This is a genomic window from Halothermothrix orenii H 168 (genome assembly GCF_000020485.1).
GTDB classification, from domain to species: domain Bacteria; phylum Bacillota; class Halanaerobiia; order Halanaerobiales; family Halothermotrichaceae; genus Halothermothrix; species Halothermothrix orenii.
Window position 1 is genome coordinate 1,240,534 of record NC_011899.1, and the last position, 20,544, is coordinate 1,261,077.

Below are 20,544 nucleotides of genomic sequence, written 5' to 3' on the forward strand. Positions count from 1 at the left end.
TAATCAAGTAACATATTTTTATATTCTAAATAAGGTATTGAAATTCCTGCAAGTTTAACGCCATTTAATTACCAGTTGCTCCAGTTTAACAATTATATAGTACATTAATCCAGCAATTAAACATAACAGGATAATACTCATCATAACCAGATGCAGATTAAACACCTGACCACCGTAAACAATTAAATAACCGAGACCTGCTTTTGAGACCAGGAATTCACCTACTATTGTTCCTACCATAGACAATCCCACACTTACCTTTAAGGCAGAAAATATGGTAGGAATACTCGCTGGTAAAATAACCTTAAACAATACCTGTTTTTTTGATGCTCCCAGGGTTGACAGTAGTTTAACCAGGTTTCCTTCTACTTCTCTAAAGCCATTAATCATCATCATTATGGTAACAATAACCGAAATTAGCAGGGCCATAACGATTATTGCCTGAGGGCCATTTCCCATCCATACAATGATGACAGGCCCCAGGGCTACTTTAGGAATACTATTAAGGATAACAATATATGGTTCCAGGAGGTCATAGAGGTATTCAAACCACCAGAGTATAATAGCTATCAGGGTTCCCAGAAGTGTACCCGATATAAATCCAATAATATTTTCAGTTACAGTAACACCAATATGGTTAAGCAATTGTCCATTCTGCGTCATTTTTACTAAAAGGCTTAAAATTTTACTGGGTTGACTGACAAGAAAGGTATTTATCACACCAAAATGACTTAATAATTCCCAGGTAGTAAATAATAAAACAATTATTAATATCTGAAAAAATTTTATACTTATAGCTCTTTTCCTTAATCCATACAAATAATCAGCATGATCTGGTGATACTGCCTCCCTGGTAAGCCATCTATAAAAAAAACCTTTACGTCTGGACATTAATATCTAACTCCTTCCAGATGTTGTTAAAATAATCCTGGAATAGTTTTATATTTCTCTTCTGCAATGGCGTCAGGCCCTTTTCAAACTCAATATCAACTATTTTTTTGATCTTGCCTGGTCTTTTTGATAAAATAATTACCCTGTTAGAAAGGGATATGGCCTCAGCTATATCATGAGTAACCAGGATTACTGTTTTTTGATCTTTATTTAGGATATCTGCCAGTTCTTCCTCCATCATCAGTTTTGTTTGATAATCAAGGGAAGAAAATGGCTCATCAAGAAGAAGAATATCGGGATCAGGTGCCAGTGTCCTGGCCAGTGCTACCCTTTGCCTCATTCCCCCGGATAATTCCTTCGGATAAAAGTCCTTAAAATCTGTTAATCCTGAGATTGCCAGTAACTTATTTATCCTCTCTTCAGTTTTTTTATTAACCCTTCCTTTTATCTCCAACCCGAGCTTTATATTGTCATATACAGTTCTCCACTGTAATAGATAATCTTCCTGGAGCATATACCCAATATGAGGACAAATCCCCTTTACTTTTTTTCCATTTATATAGACTTCTCCCTTATCAGGGGGAATCAAGCCACTTATTATTGATAACAGGGTTGTTTTACCACATCCACTGGGACCGACTATACTGATGAATTCATTTTCAAATATGGAGAAATTTATATCTTTAAGGGCCTGGGTCTCTCCTTTTTTTGAAATATACTTTTTTTCAACCCCTTTTACTATTACCTTTTCTTTAAACAAAATTGATCCCCCCGCTTATTTTTATTTATAAGAAACCAATTCTCAAAAATATAAGATTTATAAAAATAACTACTGTATGTTTTCAATGGCGTTATGAGCAAACTTATTATTAACAAGAACATCAAATGGAGCTTTTTCTTCAAGTTCACCAGCCATGATAATAATCTCTTCATATTTTTCAAAAATTTCTTTTTCAATTACAGGATTTGTATCCCAGGTTCCCTGTTCTTTGTAACGTTTAACAACACTTAACAGAATATCTTCATCGGTATCCGGAAAATAGGGTTTTATCTTTGTAACAATTTCTTCTACATTATGGCTATGAACCCACTGTTGAGCCCGGTATATGGCATTAGTAAATGCTTGAATTATGTCAGGGTTCTTTTTAATATAATTAACCCTGGCCATATAAACAGTATATGGCAATTCACCACCGGATGTTCCTAATGAAGCTACAATATAGCCCTGTTTTTTTAATTCAAGCAATGATGCATTTGGTTCAAAGAGCTGGACAAAATCTCCTAAACCACCAATAAAGGCTCCGGCATTGGCCTTAAAATCAAGATTAGTGATAACTTCAACATCTTTGCCGGGAATAATATTCCTGGTTTTAAGTACATATTCTAAAACCATCTGTGGTGCTCCGCCGGGTCGATTACCGATTATAGTCTTTCCTTTAACATCTTCCCATTTAAAATCTGGCATCGGCTCACGGGCCAGCAGGAAGGAACCGGCGGTATTGGTTAGCTGGGCAAAATTAACAATATAATTTTCGGCACCCCTCTGGTAAACATAAATAGTAGGTTCTGGTCCAATAAGGGCAATATCGGTAGCTCCTGCCATCAATGAGGCAGCAGCTTTATCACCACCCCAGGCTGTAGATAGTTCTACTTTGATTCCTTCCTCTTCAAAATAATTATTGCTCAAGGCAATATACTGTGGTGTATAAAAGATAGAATGTACCACTTCAGTTAGTCTAACAACCGGCATTTGAGTTTCAGCCATAGATACCTGGGTACAAAAGAAAACAACCACACTTACCCATAATAACACCTTGATTAATAATTTTTTTCTAAACATTAAGCCACCTCCTGTAGTTTTTATTCATCATACATTTTTATATTATGTAATAGGTATTTTTTTGTGAAATAAAAAGCCCCCGTCAAGGGGGGCTTTAAAGGGTTTATTTAATTCTGATCATTTTCATTTTTTTCTCAGTAAAGGTAGCAATCCTTTGACAGCCATTTTTAAGTAACAAATTTCCCATCAGTTTTAAATTTTCACCCACCCGTTTTGGTCCATGGGCATCAGAGCCCAGGGTTAGTGGAATACCCATCTTTACAATTCTTTTTATAATTGATAGTGACGGGTAGATTTCATTGACCGGTTTATTTAATCCATTTGTATTTATTTCTATAGCAAGGCCCCGTTTTTTTATTACTTCAAGGGCGGGTTCTACCATTTCAAGCATATTTATTCCTGGGGGTATGATATTAAAAATTTTAATCAGATCTATATGACCGATTATATTAAATAGACCACTGGAAGCGGCTTCTTTAACCAGTTCGAAATACTGTTTGTAAACTGTAATTAAATCACGTTTATGGTATTCTTCAATATAAACAGGATGATCTACCTCCCAGTCACCAATCCGGTGTACTGACCCTATTGTATAATCCAGTGGGTATTCTTTAATTATTTTTTTTATGTCATCAATTCTGTCCGGACTAAAATCAATTTCCAGGCCCAATTTAACATTATTTTTATTTTTCTCTTTAAATTTTAATAAATTATCCCAGTTAATTTCATCGATAAACCGATCATGATCTGAAAACCCTATCTCCTTTACTTCAGCCACCTTTGCCATTTTTAAAAATTTCTTTAAGTAATCAAAATTATGGGCAGGTTTAACATTATCTTCACCATGAGCATAGGGGTGGGTATGATAATCAACTAAATACATGAAAACACTCCTTTTATATATGGTTTATAATTATTTCTTACCATCTTAACAGATTATACTTTAATTATTTATACTTTAATTAATTATGGAATAAAGTTTGTTTTTATTATGTAATTTTTATCATTTTTAAGATTATAACATAATTCATATATATTAATCCAGCTTAATTATATATTTTTAATATAAAAAAATTCTGAATAAAACTATAAGTCTTGATTTGTTATACTAATTTATGTATAATTATTAGAAAACTAGCAGGAAGCAGGAAGGAGATATTTATATGAATGAACAAATCAGGTTGCCCGGGCCAACACCGGTACCTCCTGAAGGGCTAACAGCCCAGAGCAGGCAGATTATTGGTCACCGGGAAGATGATTTTTCCAAATTACTGGTCAGAGTTACTGAGAATCTTAAGAAAGTTTTTGAAACAAAGAATGATGTTCTAATATTTCCTGCCTCAGGAACCGGGGGTTTGGAAATAGCTGTTGTAAACATCCTCTCCCCTGGTGATAAGATTTTATCTGTAAATAATGGGGTTTTTGGTCACAGATTCAGGAATATTGCAAAAACCTTTGGTGCTGAAATAATAGATTTGTCATACCCATGGGGACAGCCCTGCAACTTTGTCGAATTTGAACAAACATTAAAAAAACACCCTGATATAAAGGCTGTACTTTTTACCCATAATGAAACCTCAACCTGTGTTCAAAACAACTTAGAAAAAGCAGGTCAAATTGTTAAAAATCATAATGCCGTATTACTTGTTGATGCTGTTAGTTCTCTGGGGGGACTACCAGTTAAATGTGATGACTGGAACCTTGATATTGTTGTTACCTCTTCCCAGAAGGCATTAATGACACCACCAGGTCTGGCTATACTTTCTGTAAGCCCGAAAGCCTGGAAACAAATCAGGTCTTCTTCCTTTCCCGTATTTTACTGGGACCTTAAAAAAGCCAAAAAATATTATGATGAACGTCAGCAAACTCCATATACACCACCGGTTAGCTTACTTTATGCCCTTGATATGGCCCTGAAACGTATTCTCCGTGAAGGCCTTGATAAAGTTTATAAACGTCATAAATTACTAACAAAAGCCCTTAGAAAAGGTATGGTCAAACTTGGTTTTAAACCCTTTGTCCCCTGGGAAATTGCTTCATATACTGTTTCTGCTTTTTATCAACCAGAATTTGTTGGTTATTCTCTATTTAAAGAACATTTATATAAAAAATATAAAATCCACTTTGCCAATGGTCAGGGGAATTTAAAAAGTAAAATATTTAGAATAGGTCATATGGGTTATGTTTCCAGTAATGATATTTTAAAAACCATTGAGATTTTCGGTAAAGGTTTAAAAGATTTTAATATTAATACTGATTTAGATGTCGCATTATCAGACTGTAAAGAAGTTTTGAGAGGAGTTGAGGAGTATGTATAAAGTACTGGTAAGTGATAATATATCTCCCAAGGGAATAGAAATTCTTGAACAGGAAGCAGATGTTACCTTTAATCCCGATCTTTCGCGGGAAGAATTCCTTGATATAATTGGTGAATATGATGGATTAATAGTTAGAAGTATGACTGAAGTTGATAAAGAGGCCCTGGATAAGGCCAGAAACTTAAAGGTAATCGGAAGAGCAGGTACGGGTTATGACAACATTGATATTGAAGAAGCGAGCAAAAGAGGAATAATAGTTTTCAATACCCCAACCGGAAATACTATTTCTGCAGTGGAACACACTATCGGAATGATGCTGGCCTTATCAAGGAACATACCACAGGCAAATCAAGCCCTTCATGAGGGGATCTGGGACAGAAAAAAATACATGGGGGTTGAAGTTAAAGGAAAAACCCTCGGAATTATTGGACTGGGAAGGATCGGTAGTCGGGTTGCTGTTCGAGCCCAGGCCTTTGGTATGAAGGTTATTGCCAATGACCCTTATCTACCACCAGAGAAAGCAGCTAAAATAAATGTACCCCTGCTCGGATTTAAGGAAGTATTAAAAAAATCTGATTATATAACACTCCATACCCCACTAACTGATGAAACATACCATATATTAAGCCATAAAGAATTTGCCATTATGAAAGATAATGTAAGAATTATAAATTGTGCCCGGGGTAAAAACGTAGATACACAAGCCCTGGCAAAGGCCCTTGCAGAACACAAGGTAGCCGGGGCTGCTATCGATGTTCATGAAGTAGAACCATTACCTGAAGATAATCCTTTACTGAAATATCAAGACAGGGTTATTATGACCTGCCACCTTGGTGGTACAACTACAGAAGCCATGGATAATGTCTCTATAGCAGCTGCCGAACAGGTTCTTGATGTCCTGAATAATGGTCTACCTGAATCCCCGCTAAATATTCCTTCTATAAACATTCAGGAATACAATAAAGCCAAACCCTATTTGAATCTTGTAAATAAACTGGGAAACTTTATAGCAAAATGGAAAGGACATGAACGCATTGAGATGATTGAAGCTGAATATGGTGGAGAAGTTATTGGTCATGACCTGAAACCATTTACAACAAGTCTTATTAAAGATATCCTTGATCCTATCCTGGATAGCCGTGTTAACCTGGTAAATGCTCAGCTGGTTGCTAAAGAACGTGGTATAGAAATTAAAGAAAGCCAGATTAGCAAACCGGACGGGGTTAATAACATAATAAGGGTCAGGGTAAAAACAAATAAGGGTAATTATAGTGTGGCTGGAACTAATTTGCCCATTGGGTTAAGGATTATAGAAATTAATGATTTTCGGATTGACCTTAACCTTGAGGGTAAATTCCTGGTTATCTCCTACCAGGATAAACCGGGGGTAATTGGTAAGGTAGGTAGCATTTTAGGTCAGGATAATGTGAACATTGCCAGTATGCAGGTTGGAAGAAAATCATATGGTGGGCAGGCCATAATGATAATACAGACCGATAATAAACCTTCAAAAGCAACTATGGAAAAAATAAATAAAAATATAGAGTTAACAGATTTAACATATCTGGAAATATAACTACAATATTAAATTATGACAGTTATTTTTAAGTATTTAAATTTTTCTAAAAATAACATGTAAAAAGATTTTGTTACCTTAAATTAGCTGATAATTATAAAATATGTTCTTAACAACTAAAAAAATATGTGTGATAACCAATATACCATCCAAAAACTAAAAAAACAAAATGGAATTAAATTATTTAAAAACAAATCTGTTGACCAGGTCACCGGATTTAGTAAATTCATACAGAGCCTTGAAATATTTTCCCTGTTCATAATAGGTTAATCCCAGGAGCAGGTGAGAGTATTTGTTACTTTTCATCTTGATAGCCTTTTTCAAAATATCTTCAGCCTGATCATAAAAATCAAGTTCCAGTAAAGTAGCTGCCAGGTAATTTTTCATCCAGACATTGTCTGGATCAAGTTTTACTATCCTTTCAAAATATGTTTTAGCCTTTTTATGGTTATTGTTTATTGAAGCGCTGAAGGCAGCATAATTAAGGAGCATTAAATTATTACGGTTCTCTTTATGGCCTAACCTTTCCAGGTAAGGTTTTATCTCTTTATTAAACTGTTGTGTCGAAATCCTGTTAGAAATACCCTGAATATAGTTATATGACTTCTCGATTTCTCCCAGGTTGGCCATGGCTATAGCCAGGCGGAAACTATAAAGTATGTTATCCGGGTCCTGTTTAAGGATTAAATTAGCCTGATTTTTAACAGAATTCCAGTCAATTTTAGAAGAAGTGTTTGCCGTAACTATATTAAAACCAGTTGTCAATGTTAATATATTAATTACAGTAAAATAAATTATAAAAATGAGTATTAATCTCCTGTTCTTTATTCTGGTATTAATCTCATTTCCCCCCTATACTAATAAAACATTTATATTTTACCATTATAATTTGAATTCAATGTTTTTACTCTGTAACACAATTATATCATGGTTACCATGTAATTGTATGATCAGTTAAGAAAAGGTGAAATATAAAAATAATTGAGGTATATTATAAAATTCTCGAAAATTATCTTAATTTCCTGCCTGATAAATACCCGATTTTCCTTAATCAGGGTGTTTTTCTAGATTAAAAACATTATAAAAACCGTTTTAAAATTTAAAAAACCTGTCCCCTCTGTGTCAGTTAACAGAGAATCTGTAAAATTACAGATAAAGGGACAGGTCTTTATTTTACTTAAAGTTTTATTTAAATTTTATATCACTATTTTTAAGTCTTTCTAAAGCTTCTTTTATACGCTCTTCTGTTACTGTTAATGCAATTCTGACATACCCTTCACCGAATTCCCCGTAACCATTACCGGGTGTAAAGAATATCCCGGTTTTTTCAAAAACATGTGTGGAGAATTCAGTGGAATTATAGCCTTCAGGTACTTTAGCCCAGATATAGAAGGTGGCTTTATTTACAGGGACTTCCCAGCCCAGTTCACGCAGGCCTTCTACCAGTAAGTCTCTCCTTTTAGAATATAATTCTGTCATTTTTTCAATATTATCTTCAGGGCCTGTCAGGGCTTCAATTCCAGCATACTGAATAGCTTCAAATATACCGGAATCAATGTTTGTTTTGATTCTTCCTAAAGATTCTATCACATCAGAACGACCAACTGCCCAGCCTACTCTCCAGCCGGTCATATTAAAGGGTTTGGAAAGAGAATTAAATTCGATGCCAACCTTTTTTGCTCCTTCAAACTGCATAAAACTGGGAGGATTATATCCATCAAGGCCAATTTCACTATAGGCGGCATCATGGGCAATTATTATATCATATTTATCGGCAAAATCAATCAATTCTTCATAAAACTCCTCAGGAGCAATTGCCCCGGTCGGATTGTTGGGATAGTTTATAAAAAAGAGTTTAGCTTTTCTGGCGATATCTTCATCGATTGCTTTAAGGTCAGGTAGGAAATTATTTTCTTCAACTAATGGAACCTGAACCGGTTTTCCTCCTGCCAGCAAAACTGAAGTCTTATAGACAGGATACCCGGGATCAGGTACAAGGGCTATATCACCGGGGTTTATATAACAAAAAGGAAGATGGGCTATCCCCTCTTTAGAACCAATTAAAGAAACAACCTCTTTATCAGGATCTAACTCCCTACCATAGTTATTTTTATACCAGTCAGCAACTGTTTTACGGTATTCATACATCCCTTCATAAGAGGGGTAACTGTGAGTAGAAGGGTCTTTAACAGCCTCTATCATTTTATTTATTATATTATCAGGTGTTGGTTGATCCGGATCTCCAATTCCGAAACTGATTACATCTACTCCCTCTTTTTTTGCTCTGGCAATCATTTTATCAATTTCTGCGAATAAATATGGCGGCAGGTTTTTAATTCTATCAGCATTTTCCATTGCTTATCCCTCCTGTATTACGATTTTTCCTGTGTAAACACTCTCTGCAGGACCTGTCATAAATACATCCTGTTCCTGCCATTCAATATTAAGGTCTCCCCCGGGCAAGTGTACAGTCACCATGTTTTTGAGGAGACCATTTTTAATACCAGCTACTACTGAGGCACAGGCTCCAGTACCACAGGCCAGGGTTATTCCACTACCCCTTTCCCAGACCCTCATAATAATTTCATCTTCGGATTGAATCTGAATAAACTCTACATTGGTTTTTTGAGGAAACAGCGGATTGTGTTCTATTTCCTGACCCCAGGTTGAAACCGGTATCTGGTTTACATCTTCTACAAATATAATAGTATGGGGGTTACCCATCGAAACACAATTAATGTTTAACTTCTTATTTCCTATTTTTAATGGGAAATTTTTAACATAATCAAGCTCATCTTCTATATTAACAGGAATTTCTTCTGATTTAAAATGAGGCCTTCCCATATTTACTTTTATTAGACTCTTATCACCATTATAAGATACTATCTCAGGAGTTATAATACCGGCCAGGGTTTCAATTTTAAGTACATCCCTGGTAGTCAAATTATTTTCCCGGAGATAGTGGGCAAAACATCGAATGCCATTTCCACACATTTCAGCCTCACTACCGTCAGCATTGAAGATCCTCATTCTAAAGTCATGTTCAACACTCTCCGGTGGTAACACAATAATTAAACCATCTGCACCTATTGAAAAATGTCTGCGGCATAATTGTCTGGCAAGCTTACTAAAATCTAAATCAGGATAGTTACTACCATTTACCATAATAAAATCATTTCCAGTTCCATGCATTTTTGTAAAACTTAGTTCCATTTAATACCCACCTTTACTCTGAACTTAACTGGATATCCACCTTTTCCTGTGGTATGATAGTTGAAATTGCATGTTTATACACCATCTGGTCCTTTCCTTCACTGTTAATTAAAATAGTAAAATTATCAAAACCGGTAACTTTACCTTTGATTTGAAAGCCATTAACAAGGTATATAACTACCGGAACATTCTTTTTCCTGACCTGATTTAAAAGGTTATCCTGAAGATTAAACTGGTTTTTCATAATAAGATGCTCCCTTCTATTTCTGTTATACTTTTTATTCTACATTTTTATAAAAAGTCCTGCTTAAATTTTCATTTTTTATCACCACATATTAAACAATGCCCCCTCTCCAGACTTTTTTGTAATATATTGAGAGGAGCTTTTGTATAACCATGCCTGTATCCCTTCCTGTAACCAGATTTAAACCCCAGATTATATCCGATAATAAAACCTAATAAAACACTGAGTATTACAAAAAATATCATTTTAATCAACTCATCTTTAAATTATGAGAATATAATTTATATAATTGCCAGAATAAAAGATACAGAGTAGTGGAGGCTATAACAAAATAAATAAGTTTAACTGGAAAAAACTTAAGACTGATTATTAATAATATCATAAAAAATGCTGTAGCCGTAGGAAACCCCATTACATCAAGTATATTATTTTTTTCTTTATATTTATCATACCTGTAATCGATAAAATCATCAACAATCTGTAATCCGGTTATGAGGATTATAGCAGATAAAGTCTGAAGCCATGAAAAAAATATAACACTCAGAATAAAAACAAAAATACTTTCCTGCCATGATTTTAATTTACTGGGTAGAACATAATTATTTATTTTAGCCATCCCCACAGTATAGCTGGCCAGAAAGTATGTAGCCGCTTCTTTAAAGTTAAGGGCAAGGGCTATAACAATAATAATTAAAGAATATGGTAGGACACCTCTATCCAGTACCCTTACAATATTAATCTCTTCTTTTAAGTTATCTATATCAATGTCCAGATAATCGTCCATAATTTTAATAACAAGGCCTACTAAAAAAATACTAAAAAACCTTTTAAACATAACTTAACACCAGCTTTTTTACTTCTTTAAAACCATATTTATAAAGGGCAGAGATCGGTATTATCACCTTGTCATTAATAACATTCTTCAGGAGATTTACCCTGTCTTTTACGGTCTTGAGGTCTACCTTATTGGCCAGGATAGCATAATTTTTTTCTAGACTGGCATAATTCATGATCATTTTATCAACAGACTGGAGTAACTCATCACTATTCATATTTAACTGGGTTAAATCTATTATATGTAATATAAGATCACTGTTTTTAATCAATCTTATGGTCGTAGCCATGGCCAGTCTAACTTCATATTCAGGATGAATACCATCACCGAGCCCACAGCTATCGATAATTTTTAGCTTTTTAATTACTTTACCGGACGGAATTTCTATATCTATAGACTGGACCGAATCGGTAAAGTTACTCTCCGGTGATACCAGTTGTTCTCTTGCTTCTGTGACTGAATAACTTCTAATAGATGTATAACCGGCCGGTTGTTTAATACTTAATTTTAACCTATCAAGACCCAGGTATTCTGCAAAATTAATTACAAAACAGGTTTTACCGACATTAGGCATCCCCGTTACCAGACAATCGGTCATTAGACCCTACACCCCCGGACAGGTCTTCCTCTTTTATCAGCATCAGAGTCTTTTTATTTATAACTTTCTGCTCTATAACCCTTTGGGCATGATGTCTTATCGTATCCTCGACCATATTGCGTACTGTTCGGGCATTACCTCTGATACTGTCTTCTTTGTTAAGAATATGGGTAAGAACTCGATATATATAATGTTTACTGTTTTCACTTAATATATATTCACGCTCGGCAAACATTAATTCCGCTATTTTTACCAGTTCATCAACAGAATAATCAGGAAAATCAAGTTGAATAGCAAAACGGGAGCGGAGGCCGGGGTTTGCATCTAAAAAGAATTCCATTTCTCTGGGGTAACCGGCCAGGATTATAATAAGTTTATCTTTATAATCTTCCATTGCTTTAACCATGGTATCAATTGCTTCTTTCCCAAAGTCCTTTTCTCCTCCCCTGGCCAGGGAATATGCTTCATCAATAAATAAAATCCCACCGAGGGCCTTCTGAATTACCTTTTTAGTTTTCTGGGCTGTATGCCCGATATATTCACCAACGAGATCAGCCCGTTCTACTTCTATCAAGTCACCTGTTTCAAGAAGACCGAGTTCCTTGAAAACACGTCCCAGCAACCTGGCCATGGTAGTCTTTCCTGTACCAGGGTTGCCCTTAAAGATCATGTGCATAACAACTGGTTCTGTCTTTAGCCCATACTGTTCCCTCATTTTTTGAACCTGAATAAATGAAATATATTCTTTAACGAGTTTTTTTATCCGGGTTAAACCGACCAGTTTATCCATATCCTTGAGTACCTTTTCTACATTGGTTTTGTTAAAGGGAAGGGAATTACCGGCTGTATCTTTATTCTTTTCATCACGGGGTGTAAATGCGGTTGAATTAGATGATTGTCTATAGTCATCCAATTCCATCAATAATTTAAAAGCCCGGGGAATTGTTATTTCCCCTTTTTTTAAACGTTCCAGTATTGTCTTCTGATCCAGGTTATTATAGTTTTTAATATACATAACCTCACCCCGTATTTTTAAATTGACACATCTATATATTATGAATGGGGTGAGGAAAATGTTAATATGTTATATACTATTTAAGCTTGTTTTTTGATAAGAAAGGAAATATCTTTTATAATTTTTGTAATAGCAAATATAATAATTAAAAATTCAAGGCGACCCAGAAACATTCCGATGATTTCAGTCCATAAAATAACACCAGGGGTGCTGGCTGAAGTTAACCCAACTGATAATCCAACCGTTCCTAAGGCTGATGCAAATTCAAACATGCTATCCTTTAGAGAATATCCATATGCAAGAAAGATTAAAACCCCTGTAAAATAGGTAATAACATAAATAGTAATAAAATTAGCTATTTCCTTTACATGGTGGCTTTTTATATACCACCTGTCTTCCCCTCTCCATACGTAATCTTCTTTAATAACATTTTTGGGATAGAAATGATTTCTGATTTCCCAGAATAAAGACTTTAACATTATATAAATTCGAAACTGTTTAATGCCACCGGCAGTAGAACCTGTCCCCCCACCTATTAACATTAATATGATTATAATCATATTAGCAAAAATCGTCCATTCATTAAAACTAATTGTTGAAAAACCTGTTGTAGATAATGCTGAAATTAACTGAAACGTTCCAACTCTAATGCTTTTAGTAAAGGAATTGTAAAGGGGAATTAGGGAGACAAACAAAATAACAGGTAGTAATATGCCTAACAATAAACCCATTAATTTAATTTCTGCATTTCTGAAGAACTTTCTTACCTTCCCTTTTAACAGGGTATAATGGGTGGCAAAATTGATAGTTCCCAAAAACATTAAAATTATTGTAAAACTTCAATAGATATACTATCCCATTGACCTATACTTTTTGGTACAGTAGAAAAACCACCGGTGGATATAGCTGCCATTGAATGGTTTATTGCATCAAAAAAACTCATTCCAAAAATGTAATAAAGTAAGGTCCCTGTAACTGTATACCCGGTATATATTTGCATAATCATTTTTGTTGACCGTCTAACATGTGGTAATAACTGGTCATTTCTACCTTCAGCCTGGTATAGACCCAGGCCCTGCATGGGAAGTATTGATGATAAAGCAATTACTGCCAGTCCAGCTCCACCTAAAAACTGCATAAAACTCCTCCAGAAAAGATAGATAGATGGTGTTGTAGTTACATCAATCACTGAAAGACCTGTTGTGGTCCAGCCACTTACAACCTCAAAAATAGCATGAGTCCAATTCATATTTAAACCCCAGACAAATGGAATAGCAGATAAGATAATGGCAATTATCCAGGAAAATACTACTATAATACCACCTTCCTGCAAGGTTAAGGAAACATTATTTTTTTGTTTCTTTGTAAGTAAGTACATTAAAAACCCCAATAAAAACCCAAATAAACCAGTAAAAATAAAGTAGGGGGCATAATCAAGGTCCTGTGGGTAAAATAACAGTAAAAATAAGGGTATTATTATAGATACCCCAACTAACATTACTATAATTCCTGTGTACTTAATAATTAATCTGTAGCGAAATTTAAGAATATCCAGGTAGTTCATTATTCTTCACCACCAAGAGCCTTGACTGCTTTTGCCTGATCCTGGGGCAGGGAAATAACCAGAACTTTATCACCTGGTTTAATAATTGTTCCTCCCCTGGGAATTACTATATCACCATTTCTGATTATGCCTCCAAGGACAATACTTAACGGTAAATCTAATTCTTTTACTGTTTTACCAACTGAAGGGGCATTTTCAGGAATAATAATCTGGGCTACACTTAATTTCCCGTCTTCAAGGGTAATTAAATTACTGATATCCTCAACGGCAACATGTTGTTCTATTAAGGAACTTAACAATTGGGTTGTATTAAATATAGATGTTATACCTATTTTCTTAAATAAACATTCATTATCAGGATTATTGACTAGGGCAGTAGTCCGTTCTACATTAAAATATTTCTGGGCCATTTTACATATAAAGAGATTATCATGGTCTTTAGGTGTTAAAGCAACAAGTATATCAGTTTTATACCCCCCTGCATCTTCAAGAATTTGAGGGTCAGAAGCATCCCCATACACAACGTTGGCTTTTAGACTGCGGGCCAGTTCCTTACAATACTGGGGATCTTTATTAATAAAAAAAGCCACTCCAGATAGACTGAAGTGGTAGAAATTCTTCATTATCTATCTGTCCTTTTAACGCCTACGAGGTTAGCTGTCGGGTTAGGAGTAAAAGGTCTCCTTCCAGTAATAATTATATTGATACTGGATTAACCCCATAAAAAACGGGTCCCCCGTTCCCAAAAAAATGGGATTCGGCAACAGATTTATTATATTTAATCATAAATGTATTAAAACATAATTTATTTTAAAAGTCAAGTAAAAAGTCCCTGCTCAGTTTTTTTATTTCTGAATAAATTTTCTTATAATCACCGGTTGAAAGGTTAAACCAGTTTATATCCTGATCCCGCCTGAACCAGGTCAATTGCCGTTTTGCATACCGTCTTGTGTTTCTTTTTAAAAGCCTGATGGCCTCTTCCCTGTCATACTCTCTTTTTAAATACCCGATAATTTCTTTATAACCGAGACCCTGTCTGGCTGTTTTACTTAAATCAGGGTATTTTGTTAAAAGGTACTTAACTTCATCAATGAGACCCTGTTCTATCATAATATCGACCCTTTTATTAATTCGTTTATAAAGTTCTTCACGCTCCCGGTAAAGCCCTATTTTCAGATTTCGGTAACGATCACCTTTTTTTTGTTTCTCTTTTTTAAAATAAGTCATGGTTTTTCCGGTCTGGTGATACACTTCTATTCCCCGTATTACTCTCCTCAAATCATTTGGATGGAGTTTTTTAGCAAGTTCAGGATCTATTTTTTTAAGTTTGTTATAAACATATTTATTTCCATACTGTTGCGCCTCTTTTTGAAGTTTTTGCCTTAATTCTATATTTTTGTCCATTTCAGGGAATAAAAATCCCTCTATAACAGCCCTTATATATAAACCTGTTCCCCCCACCAATATGGGGACTTTATTTCGATATACAATCCCGGGTATTAAGTTATCAACCATGGCCTGGTATTCAGCTACTGAAAACTCCTGATCTGGTTTAATAATATCAATCATATAATGGGGAATTATATTCCGCTCTTTTTGACTGGCCTTGGCAGTACCTATATCCATGTCTTTATATATCTGCATGGAATCGGCTGATATAATCTCTCCATTTATATCCCGGGCAAGCTGCAAAGATAAACTGGTTTTTCCTACAGCTGTAGGTCCCAGGATAACGATAAGGGTAGAATTATCAGGATATATATTCTTATTTCCATGATTTGTCAGGGGTTTAATCAAAATAATTACCTCCTCATTTACGCCCCATTCCCTTATTAATATCATCCTCTGTTATATGTATTATTATCGGTCTTCCGTGAGGACAGCGATAAGGGTTATCTGTTTTAAATAACCCTTCAATAATTTGTTCTGCTTCCTTTTTATCCAGATATTCACCGGCCTTTATTGCCCCACGGCACGACATATAGGAAATTATCTCATTAATTAATTCTGATGGTTTCATAGCTTTATCGTGTTCCAGGAGTTTATCTATTACTTCCCTAACAACCCTTTTATTTGAACGTTTTTTTATCAGGGAGGGAACTTCCCTGACTATAAAACTATTAATCCCAAAAACCTCCAGTTTAAAACCCATTTTTTCTAACTGGGGCAAATAACTTTTCAGCACTTCAGCCTCCGGAGCGGTAGTTTCAATGTTGACGGGAACTACCAGGGGTTGTGAGACAATCTCACTATTATTATATTTCTCAATAAATGATTGATATAATATACGTTCATGGGCATTATGCTGGTCAATAATATAAAGCCCATCCCTTCCTTCAGCAATAATATAAGTGTTTTTAATCTGCCCCAGGACCCTTTTTATCGGAATGTCCATCTTATTTTTATTTTCTTTAATACTATTATCTTTAATGTTTATTGAATCTGTTTTATAATGTTTATCTTTTTTGTAGTTATCGTTAATCTCGGTTTTTTCTAATTTGTTATTAATATCCATAAATTTATTTTGACTAACCTGAGAGTTTTTTTTACTATAAAACCCATTTTTTTTACTGGGAAGCAAAATTGAATCCTGTGAATCTAAGGGATTTTGATTTTTTAATATACCAGCATCGGAAGATTTATTTGTAATTTGCTCTTTATCTTCAGGTAGTTTTATTTTTTGATACTCACTTTTATCTTTAGTCTTGTCATCCCTATTTAATGGATTAATATTTCTTTTAAGCCTTGGAGATTTATCTAATTTTGATAACTCAATATTAATTCCATTTTGAATTACTTCTTTTATTACCTTATCTCTACTAAACTTTACTTCTTTTTTGGTGGGATGAACGTTTACATCAACCAGAATCGGGTTTAGTTTTAAATTTAAAAATACAACCGGATAAGCCCCGGGAGGTAAGAGCCCCTGATAGGCTTCTTCAACTCCCCTGTTTAAAATTGAGTTATGAACTGCCCTTTTATTTACAAAAAATATTTCATAACTACGGTTATACCGGTAATAATCAGGTCTGGAAATATATCCCGATACCTTTATATACCTGTCTTCATAATCTATTTTAACCAGACTTTGTGCCATTTCTTTTCCATATATCGCATAGATACAATCCAGGGTTTTTCCAGTTCCCGGTGTTTTCAGGACTATTCGTCCATTATGAATAAGGGTAAAATTAACCCCGGGATAAGCCAGGGCTTCCCTGGTTATAATGTTACTTATATGTTTAAATTCATTCCTTGTTGTTTTTAAGTATTTATAACGGGCTGGAGTATTAAAAAATAAATCTTTTACTATAATATCTGTTCCGACCGAGGCACCACAGGGTTCTTTTGATATCACTTTACCCCCTTTAAGTCTCATTTTAATAGCTTTTGTTTGAGATTTTGTCCGGGATATTATATCAAGAATGGAGACTGATGCTATACTGGCCAGGGCTTCTCCCCTGAATCCGAGAGATTTTAAAGAATAAAGATCATTTATATCAGTAATTTTACTTGTTGCATACCGGTCAAAGGCAATTTCTATCTCATCAGAAGGTATACCATGTCCATTATCTTTAACCCTTATTAAGTCCTTTCCACCGTTTTCAATTTCTATTAAAATCTTATTACTACCTGCATCCAATGAATTTTCAACAAGTTCTTTAACTACAGAAGCGGGTCTTTCAACAACTTCTCCGGCTGAAATTTGATTGGCAACAGATTCAGGTAATCGTTTTATCTCAGGCATAGTTTTCCCCCTTTTCCTTAAGCTCCTTCTGAATTTCAAAGAGAAAATTAATTGCTTCCATGGGGGTCATATTAACAATATCTTTATTTTTTATTTTTTCAATAACCCTGTATTCAGACTTGAAAAGGGGGAGCTGCTGTACTTTATCATTCGTATTTCTTTTCGTAAGATATTCTTTATCACTTTCGTGTATATTATTTATAAGGTCTGATTCGGTTTTATGGGATATATTTTTATTTTCTCCCTTACCTGTCTTTGTTGATTCTTTTCCTTTTTTTTCCAGTTCAGCTAAAATTTCCTGGGCCCTGATGATTATTTCCATCGGCAATCCAGCCAGCTGAGCAACCTCAATACCATAACTTTCACTGGCTTTTCCCGGGATAATTTTATGGAGGAAATGAACCCCATCTTCATCTTCTTCAACCAGAACATTGTAATTTTTTATCCCTGGTCTATTTTCTAACTGTGTTAGTTCATGATAATGAGTCGCAAACAGTGTTCTTGCTCCAATCCGGTCCGGATTATTAATATATTCACTTACAGCCCAGGCGATACTCAGACCGTCGTATGTGCTGGTCCCTCTTCCTACTTCATCGAGTATTATAAGACTATTTCTGGTAGCATTATTAACAATGTTGGCAACCTCATTCATTTCAACCATAAAAGTACTCTGACCGGTGGTTAAATCATCACTGGCTCCAACCCTGGTAAATATTCTGTCTACAATCCCTATGGTTGCTTTATCAGCTGGAACAAAGCTACCCATCTGGGCCATTAAGACAATCAAAGCAACCTGTCTCATATAGGTTGATTTTCCTGACATATTGGGACCGGTAATTATAATAAAACGTTCTTCTTCAAGGTCAAGGTAAGTATCATTGGGGACAAAAGCTCCTTTTCCCATATCTTCAACGACAGGATGACGGCCCTTAATTATTTCAATAACCCCATCATTATTAATCCGGGGCCGATTGTAATCCCGTTCCAGGGCATTCTGGGCCAGTGAAGTCAGAACATCCAGTTTGCTAATGATAGCAGCTGTTTTCTTGATACGTTTAATGTTATCCCTTACAATATCTCTGATTTTAACAAATAGTTTATATTCAAGGTCATTAATTTTTTCTTCTGCTCCAAGAACCAGGGCCTCTTTCTCCTTTAATTCAGGTGTAATAAAACGTTCACTATTTGAAAGGGTCTGTTTGCGGGTATAGTTATCAGGAACCCTGTCCAGATTTGCTTTAGTAATTTCTATATAATAGCCAAATACTTTATTAAAACCAACCTTTAGTGAACTTATTCCGGTTCTTTCTCGTTCTGTCTTTTGTAAGTTTGCTATCCAGTCTTTTCCTTCAGTACGGGCCTTCCTCAGTTCATCTAGCTCACTACTATACCCATCTTTTATCAAGCCTCCCTCTCTTACTGAAACCGGTGGTTCATCAACTATAGACCGGTCCAGTAATCCAGCAAGATCTATTAAGGGATCAAATGTTTCGTGCATATTTTTAAATAATTTAGTATTTAGTTGTTCCAGATCCTTTTTAATTTGAGGTAATTTCAATATGGAATATTTCAGAGCTGCTAAATCACGGGCGTTAGCAGAACCGTAGGAGACTTTTCCTAAAATTCTTTCCAGGTCATATATTCCTTTAAGGTGTTCCCTTATTTCCTGAAGAAGCAGATAATTATTAACCAGTTCTTCTACTGCATCAAGTCTTGTTTCTATTTTATTCCTGTCTATAAGGGGTTGATTAATCCATTTTTTAATGAGGCGTCCTCCCATTGAAGTTATAGTTTGATCAAGAACGTTTAATAAACTACCCTTATGTTTGTTACCCCTTATTGTTGAGGTCAGTTCCAGATTATATCTGGTGGCAGAATCCAGGACCATATAATCAGTTAAATTGTATGTAGTAATTCTGTTTATATGTTCTAATGTTCTTTTCTGGGTATCTTTAAGAAAATTAATAATTTCTCCGGCCGCCAGGATAGCAGCTGGTTTGTCTTCACAGCCAAATCCTGAAAGAGAGTTTGTTTTAAAGTGTTCTAATAAAAAATTATAGGCCGCCTTAACCTTTTCTATTCTGGAATAATTGTAGACGAAGTTCATCTGTTTCTTTTTATCTGCAAAATTTTCAGTTTCCTCAAGTTCTTTACAAATTATAACCTCCCGGGGTTGAATTCGGTCAAGCTCATCCCACACTTTATCACTGAACTTTTGTGAAAACTGGGTAACATAAAATTCACCGGTGGAAATATCAACATATGAAAAACCTAAATGATCTTTATAACAAATAGCTGACGCCAGGTAGTTATTCTCCTTATCTTTAAGCATTTCATTTTCTATTATTGTACCCGGAGTAATAATCCTTACAACTTCCCTGGATACCAGACCTTTTGCCTCACTGGGATCTTCTATCTGCTCACAGATGGCAACTTTATATCCCTTTTCCAGAAGTTTGGCAATGTATGATTCAGCAGAGTGACAGGGAACCCCTGCCATTGGTGCTTTTTCACCACCACCCTTATTTCGGGCAGTAAGAGCCAGGTCCAGCTCTCTGGCTGCTATTTTAGCATCATCATTAAACATTTCATAAAAATCTCCCAGACGGAAAAAAAGGATGGCATCTTTATATTTATTTTTGATACTTTGATACTGTTGCATCATCGGTGTTAGTTTACTCATACAGCATTTCACCTCAAATTGT

General features: G+C 35.1%; 17 protein-coding genes, 1 pseudogene and 1 riboswitch. Of the genes and pseudogenes, 2 read left to right on the plus strand and 16 right to left on the minus strand.

Going from position 1 to position 20,544, the window contains the following annotated elements; all coding sequences use genetic code 11:
* Positions 1 to 54: 54 nt before the first annotated feature.
* The 4 genes from HORE_RS06020 to HORE_RS06035 form a co-directional block, all read right to left on the minus strand.
* Entirely contained in the window at positions 55 to 891 is an 837-nt protein-coding gene (locus tag HORE_RS06020; protein ID WP_012636086.1) for an ABC transporter permease, read from the minus strand.
* On the minus strand, positions 878 to 1,651 hold the full coding sequence (locus tag HORE_RS06025) for an ABC transporter ATP-binding protein (RefSeq protein ID WP_012636087.1): 774 nt from the start codon (positions 1,649 to 1,651) through the stop codon (positions 878 to 880). Before HORE_RS06025 ends, HORE_RS06020 begins: the two co-directional genes overlap by 14 nt.
* Positions 1,652 to 1,720: 69 nt before the next feature.
* Positions 1,721 to 2,731: an ABC transporter substrate-binding protein gene (locus tag HORE_RS06030; RefSeq protein WP_012636088.1), complete on the minus strand. Its 1,011-nt coding sequence runs from the start codon at positions 2,729 to 2,731 to the stop codon at positions 1,721 to 1,723.
* Positions 2,732 to 2,834: 103 nt separating this feature from the next.
* Positions 2,835 to 3,614 (minus strand): histidinol-phosphatase HisJ family protein, encoded by a 780-nt coding sequence (locus tag HORE_RS06035; protein WP_012636089.1) that lies wholly within the window; start codon positions 3,612 to 3,614, stop codon positions 2,835 to 2,837.
* 280 nt (positions 3,615 to 3,894) lie between these two features.
* Here HORE_RS06035 and HORE_RS06040 point away from each other — a divergent pair, with 280 nt between their 5' ends.
* Together HORE_RS06040 and serA are read left to right on the plus strand one after the other, a co-directional pair.
* Positions 3,895 to 5,049, plus strand: a complete 1,155-nt coding sequence (locus HORE_RS06040) for a pyridoxal-phosphate-dependent aminotransferase family protein (protein WP_012636090.1) — start codon at positions 3,895 to 3,897, stop codon at positions 5,047 to 5,049.
* Positions 5,042 to 6,625: a phosphoglycerate dehydrogenase gene (gene serA, locus HORE_RS06045; RefSeq protein WP_012636091.1), complete on the plus strand. Its 1,584-nt coding sequence runs from the start codon at positions 5,042 to 5,044 to the stop codon at positions 6,623 to 6,625. Before HORE_RS06040 ends, serA begins: the two co-directional genes overlap by 8 nt.
* A gap of 180 nt (positions 6,626 to 6,805) precedes the next feature.
* Here serA and HORE_RS06050 read toward each other — a convergent pair whose 3' ends face one another.
* From HORE_RS06050 to mutS, 12 genes and pseudogenes are all read right to left on the minus strand, one after another.
* Positions 6,806 to 7,390: a tetratricopeptide repeat protein gene (locus tag HORE_RS06050; RefSeq protein ID WP_012636092.1), complete on the minus strand. Its 585-nt coding sequence runs from the start codon at positions 7,388 to 7,390 to the stop codon at positions 6,806 to 6,808.
* A 420-nt stretch (positions 7,391 to 7,810) separates the two neighbouring features.
* On the minus strand, positions 7,811 to 8,980 hold the full coding sequence (locus HORE_RS06055) for an LL-diaminopimelate aminotransferase (protein ID WP_012636093.1): 1,170 nt from the start codon (positions 8,978 to 8,980) through the stop codon (positions 7,811 to 7,813).
* Between the two features lie 3 nt (positions 8,981 to 8,983).
* On the minus strand, positions 8,984 to 9,838 hold the full coding sequence (gene dapF, locus HORE_RS06060) for a diaminopimelate epimerase (RefSeq protein ID WP_012636094.1): 855 nt from the start codon (positions 9,836 to 9,838) through the stop codon (positions 8,984 to 8,986).
* Between the two features lie 13 nt (positions 9,839 to 9,851).
* Entirely contained in the window at positions 9,852 to 10,085 is a 234-nt protein-coding gene (gene hfq / locus HORE_RS06065) for an RNA chaperone Hfq (RefSeq protein ID WP_427852748.1), read from the minus strand.
* Between the two features lie 247 nt (positions 10,086 to 10,332).
* Complete coding sequence (locus tag HORE_RS06070; protein ID WP_012636096.1) at positions 10,333 to 10,917, minus strand: hypothetical protein; 585 nt, start codon at positions 10,915 to 10,917, stop codon at positions 10,333 to 10,335.
* Positions 10,910 to 11,491, minus strand: a complete 582-nt coding sequence (locus HORE_RS06075; protein WP_167935764.1) for a GTPase domain-containing protein — start codon at positions 11,489 to 11,491, stop codon at positions 10,910 to 10,912. Before HORE_RS06075 ends, HORE_RS06070 begins: the two co-directional genes overlap by 8 nt.
* Positions 11,484 to 12,530 (minus strand): AAA family ATPase, encoded by a 1,047-nt coding sequence (locus tag HORE_RS06080; protein ID WP_012636098.1) that lies wholly within the window; start codon positions 12,528 to 12,530, stop codon positions 11,484 to 11,486. Before HORE_RS06080 ends, HORE_RS06075 begins: the two co-directional genes overlap by 8 nt.
* A gap of 80 nt (positions 12,531 to 12,610) precedes the next feature.
* Positions 12,611 to 14,094, minus strand: a pseudogene (locus HORE_RS13345) (TrkH family potassium uptake protein).
* Complete coding sequence (locus tag HORE_RS06090; protein WP_012636099.1) at positions 14,094 to 14,717, minus strand: potassium channel family protein; 624 nt, start codon at positions 14,715 to 14,717, stop codon at positions 14,094 to 14,096. Before HORE_RS06090 ends, HORE_RS13345 begins: the two are co-directional and overlap by 1 nt.
* Before the next feature lie 4 nt (positions 14,718 to 14,721).
* Positions 14,722 to 14,867: riboswitch (cyclic di-AMP (ydaO/yuaA leader) on the minus strand.
* Positions 14,868 to 14,904: 37 nt separating this feature from the next.
* Positions 14,905 to 15,891 (minus strand): tRNA (adenosine(37)-N6)-dimethylallyltransferase MiaA, encoded by a 987-nt coding sequence (miaA, locus tag HORE_RS06095; RefSeq protein WP_012636100.1) that lies wholly within the window; start codon positions 15,889 to 15,891, stop codon positions 14,905 to 14,907.
* A 13-nt stretch (positions 15,892 to 15,904) separates the two neighbouring features.
* Positions 15,905 to 17,839, minus strand: coding sequence for a DNA mismatch repair endonuclease MutL (gene mutL, locus HORE_RS06100; RefSeq protein ID WP_012636101.1), 1,935 nt, complete (start codon positions 17,837 to 17,839; stop codon positions 15,905 to 15,907).
* A complete protein-coding gene (gene mutS / locus HORE_RS06105) occupies positions 17,832 to 20,522 on the minus strand; it encodes a DNA mismatch repair protein MutS (RefSeq protein ID WP_012636102.1) in 2,691 nt (896 codons plus the stop codon). The genes mutL and mutS overlap by 8 nt, the downstream gene beginning before the upstream one ends.
* Between the last annotated feature and the right edge of the window lie 22 nt (positions 20,523 to 20,544).

Bases quoted from the DNA above. Each gene is read 5' to 3' on its own strand.
- HORE_RS06020 (WP_012636086.1), bottom strand. From the start codon at position 891: ATGTCCAGACGTAAAGGTTTTTTTTATAGATGGCTTACCAGGGAGGCA.
- HORE_RS06030 (WP_012636088.1), bottom strand. From the start codon at position 2,731: ATGTTTAGAAAAAAATTATTAATCAAGGTGTTATTATGGGTAAGTGTG.
- HORE_RS06035 (WP_012636089.1), bottom strand. From the start codon at position 3,614: ATGTATTTAGTTGATTATCATACCCACCCCTATGCTCATGGTGAAGAT.
- HORE_RS06040 (WP_012636090.1), top strand. From the start codon at position 3,895: ATGAATGAACAAATCAGGTTGCCCGGGCCAACACCGGTACCTCCTGAA.
- serA (WP_012636091.1), top strand. From the start codon at position 5,042: ATGTATAAAGTACTGGTAAGTGATAATATATCTCCCAAGGGAATAGAA.
- HORE_RS06055 (WP_012636093.1), bottom strand. From the start codon at position 8,980: ATGGAAAATGCTGATAGAATTAAAAACCTGCCGCCATATTTATTCGCA.
- dapF (WP_012636094.1), bottom strand. From the start codon at position 9,838: ATGGAACTAAGTTTTACAAAAATGCATGGAACTGGAAATGATTTTATT.
- HORE_RS06070 (WP_012636096.1), bottom strand. From the start codon at position 10,917: ATGTTTAAAAGGTTTTTTAGTATTTTTTTAGTAGGCCTTGTTATTAAA.
- HORE_RS06075 (WP_167935764.1), bottom strand. From the start codon at position 11,491: ATGCCTAATGTCGGTAAAACCTGTTTTGTAATTAATTTTGCAGAATAC.
- HORE_RS06080 (WP_012636098.1), bottom strand. From the start codon at position 12,530: ATGTATATTAAAAACTATAATAACCTGGATCAGAAGACAATACTGGAA.
- HORE_RS06090 (WP_012636099.1), bottom strand. From the start codon at position 14,717: ATGAAGAATTTCTACCACTTCAGTCTATCTGGAGTGGCTTTTTTTATT.
- mutL (WP_012636101.1), bottom strand. From the start codon at position 17,839: ATGCCTGAGATAAAACGATTACCTGAATCTGTTGCCAATCAAATTTCA.
- mutS (WP_012636102.1), bottom strand. From the start codon at position 20,522: ATGAGTAAACTAACACCGATGATGCAACAGTATCAAAGTATCAAAAAT.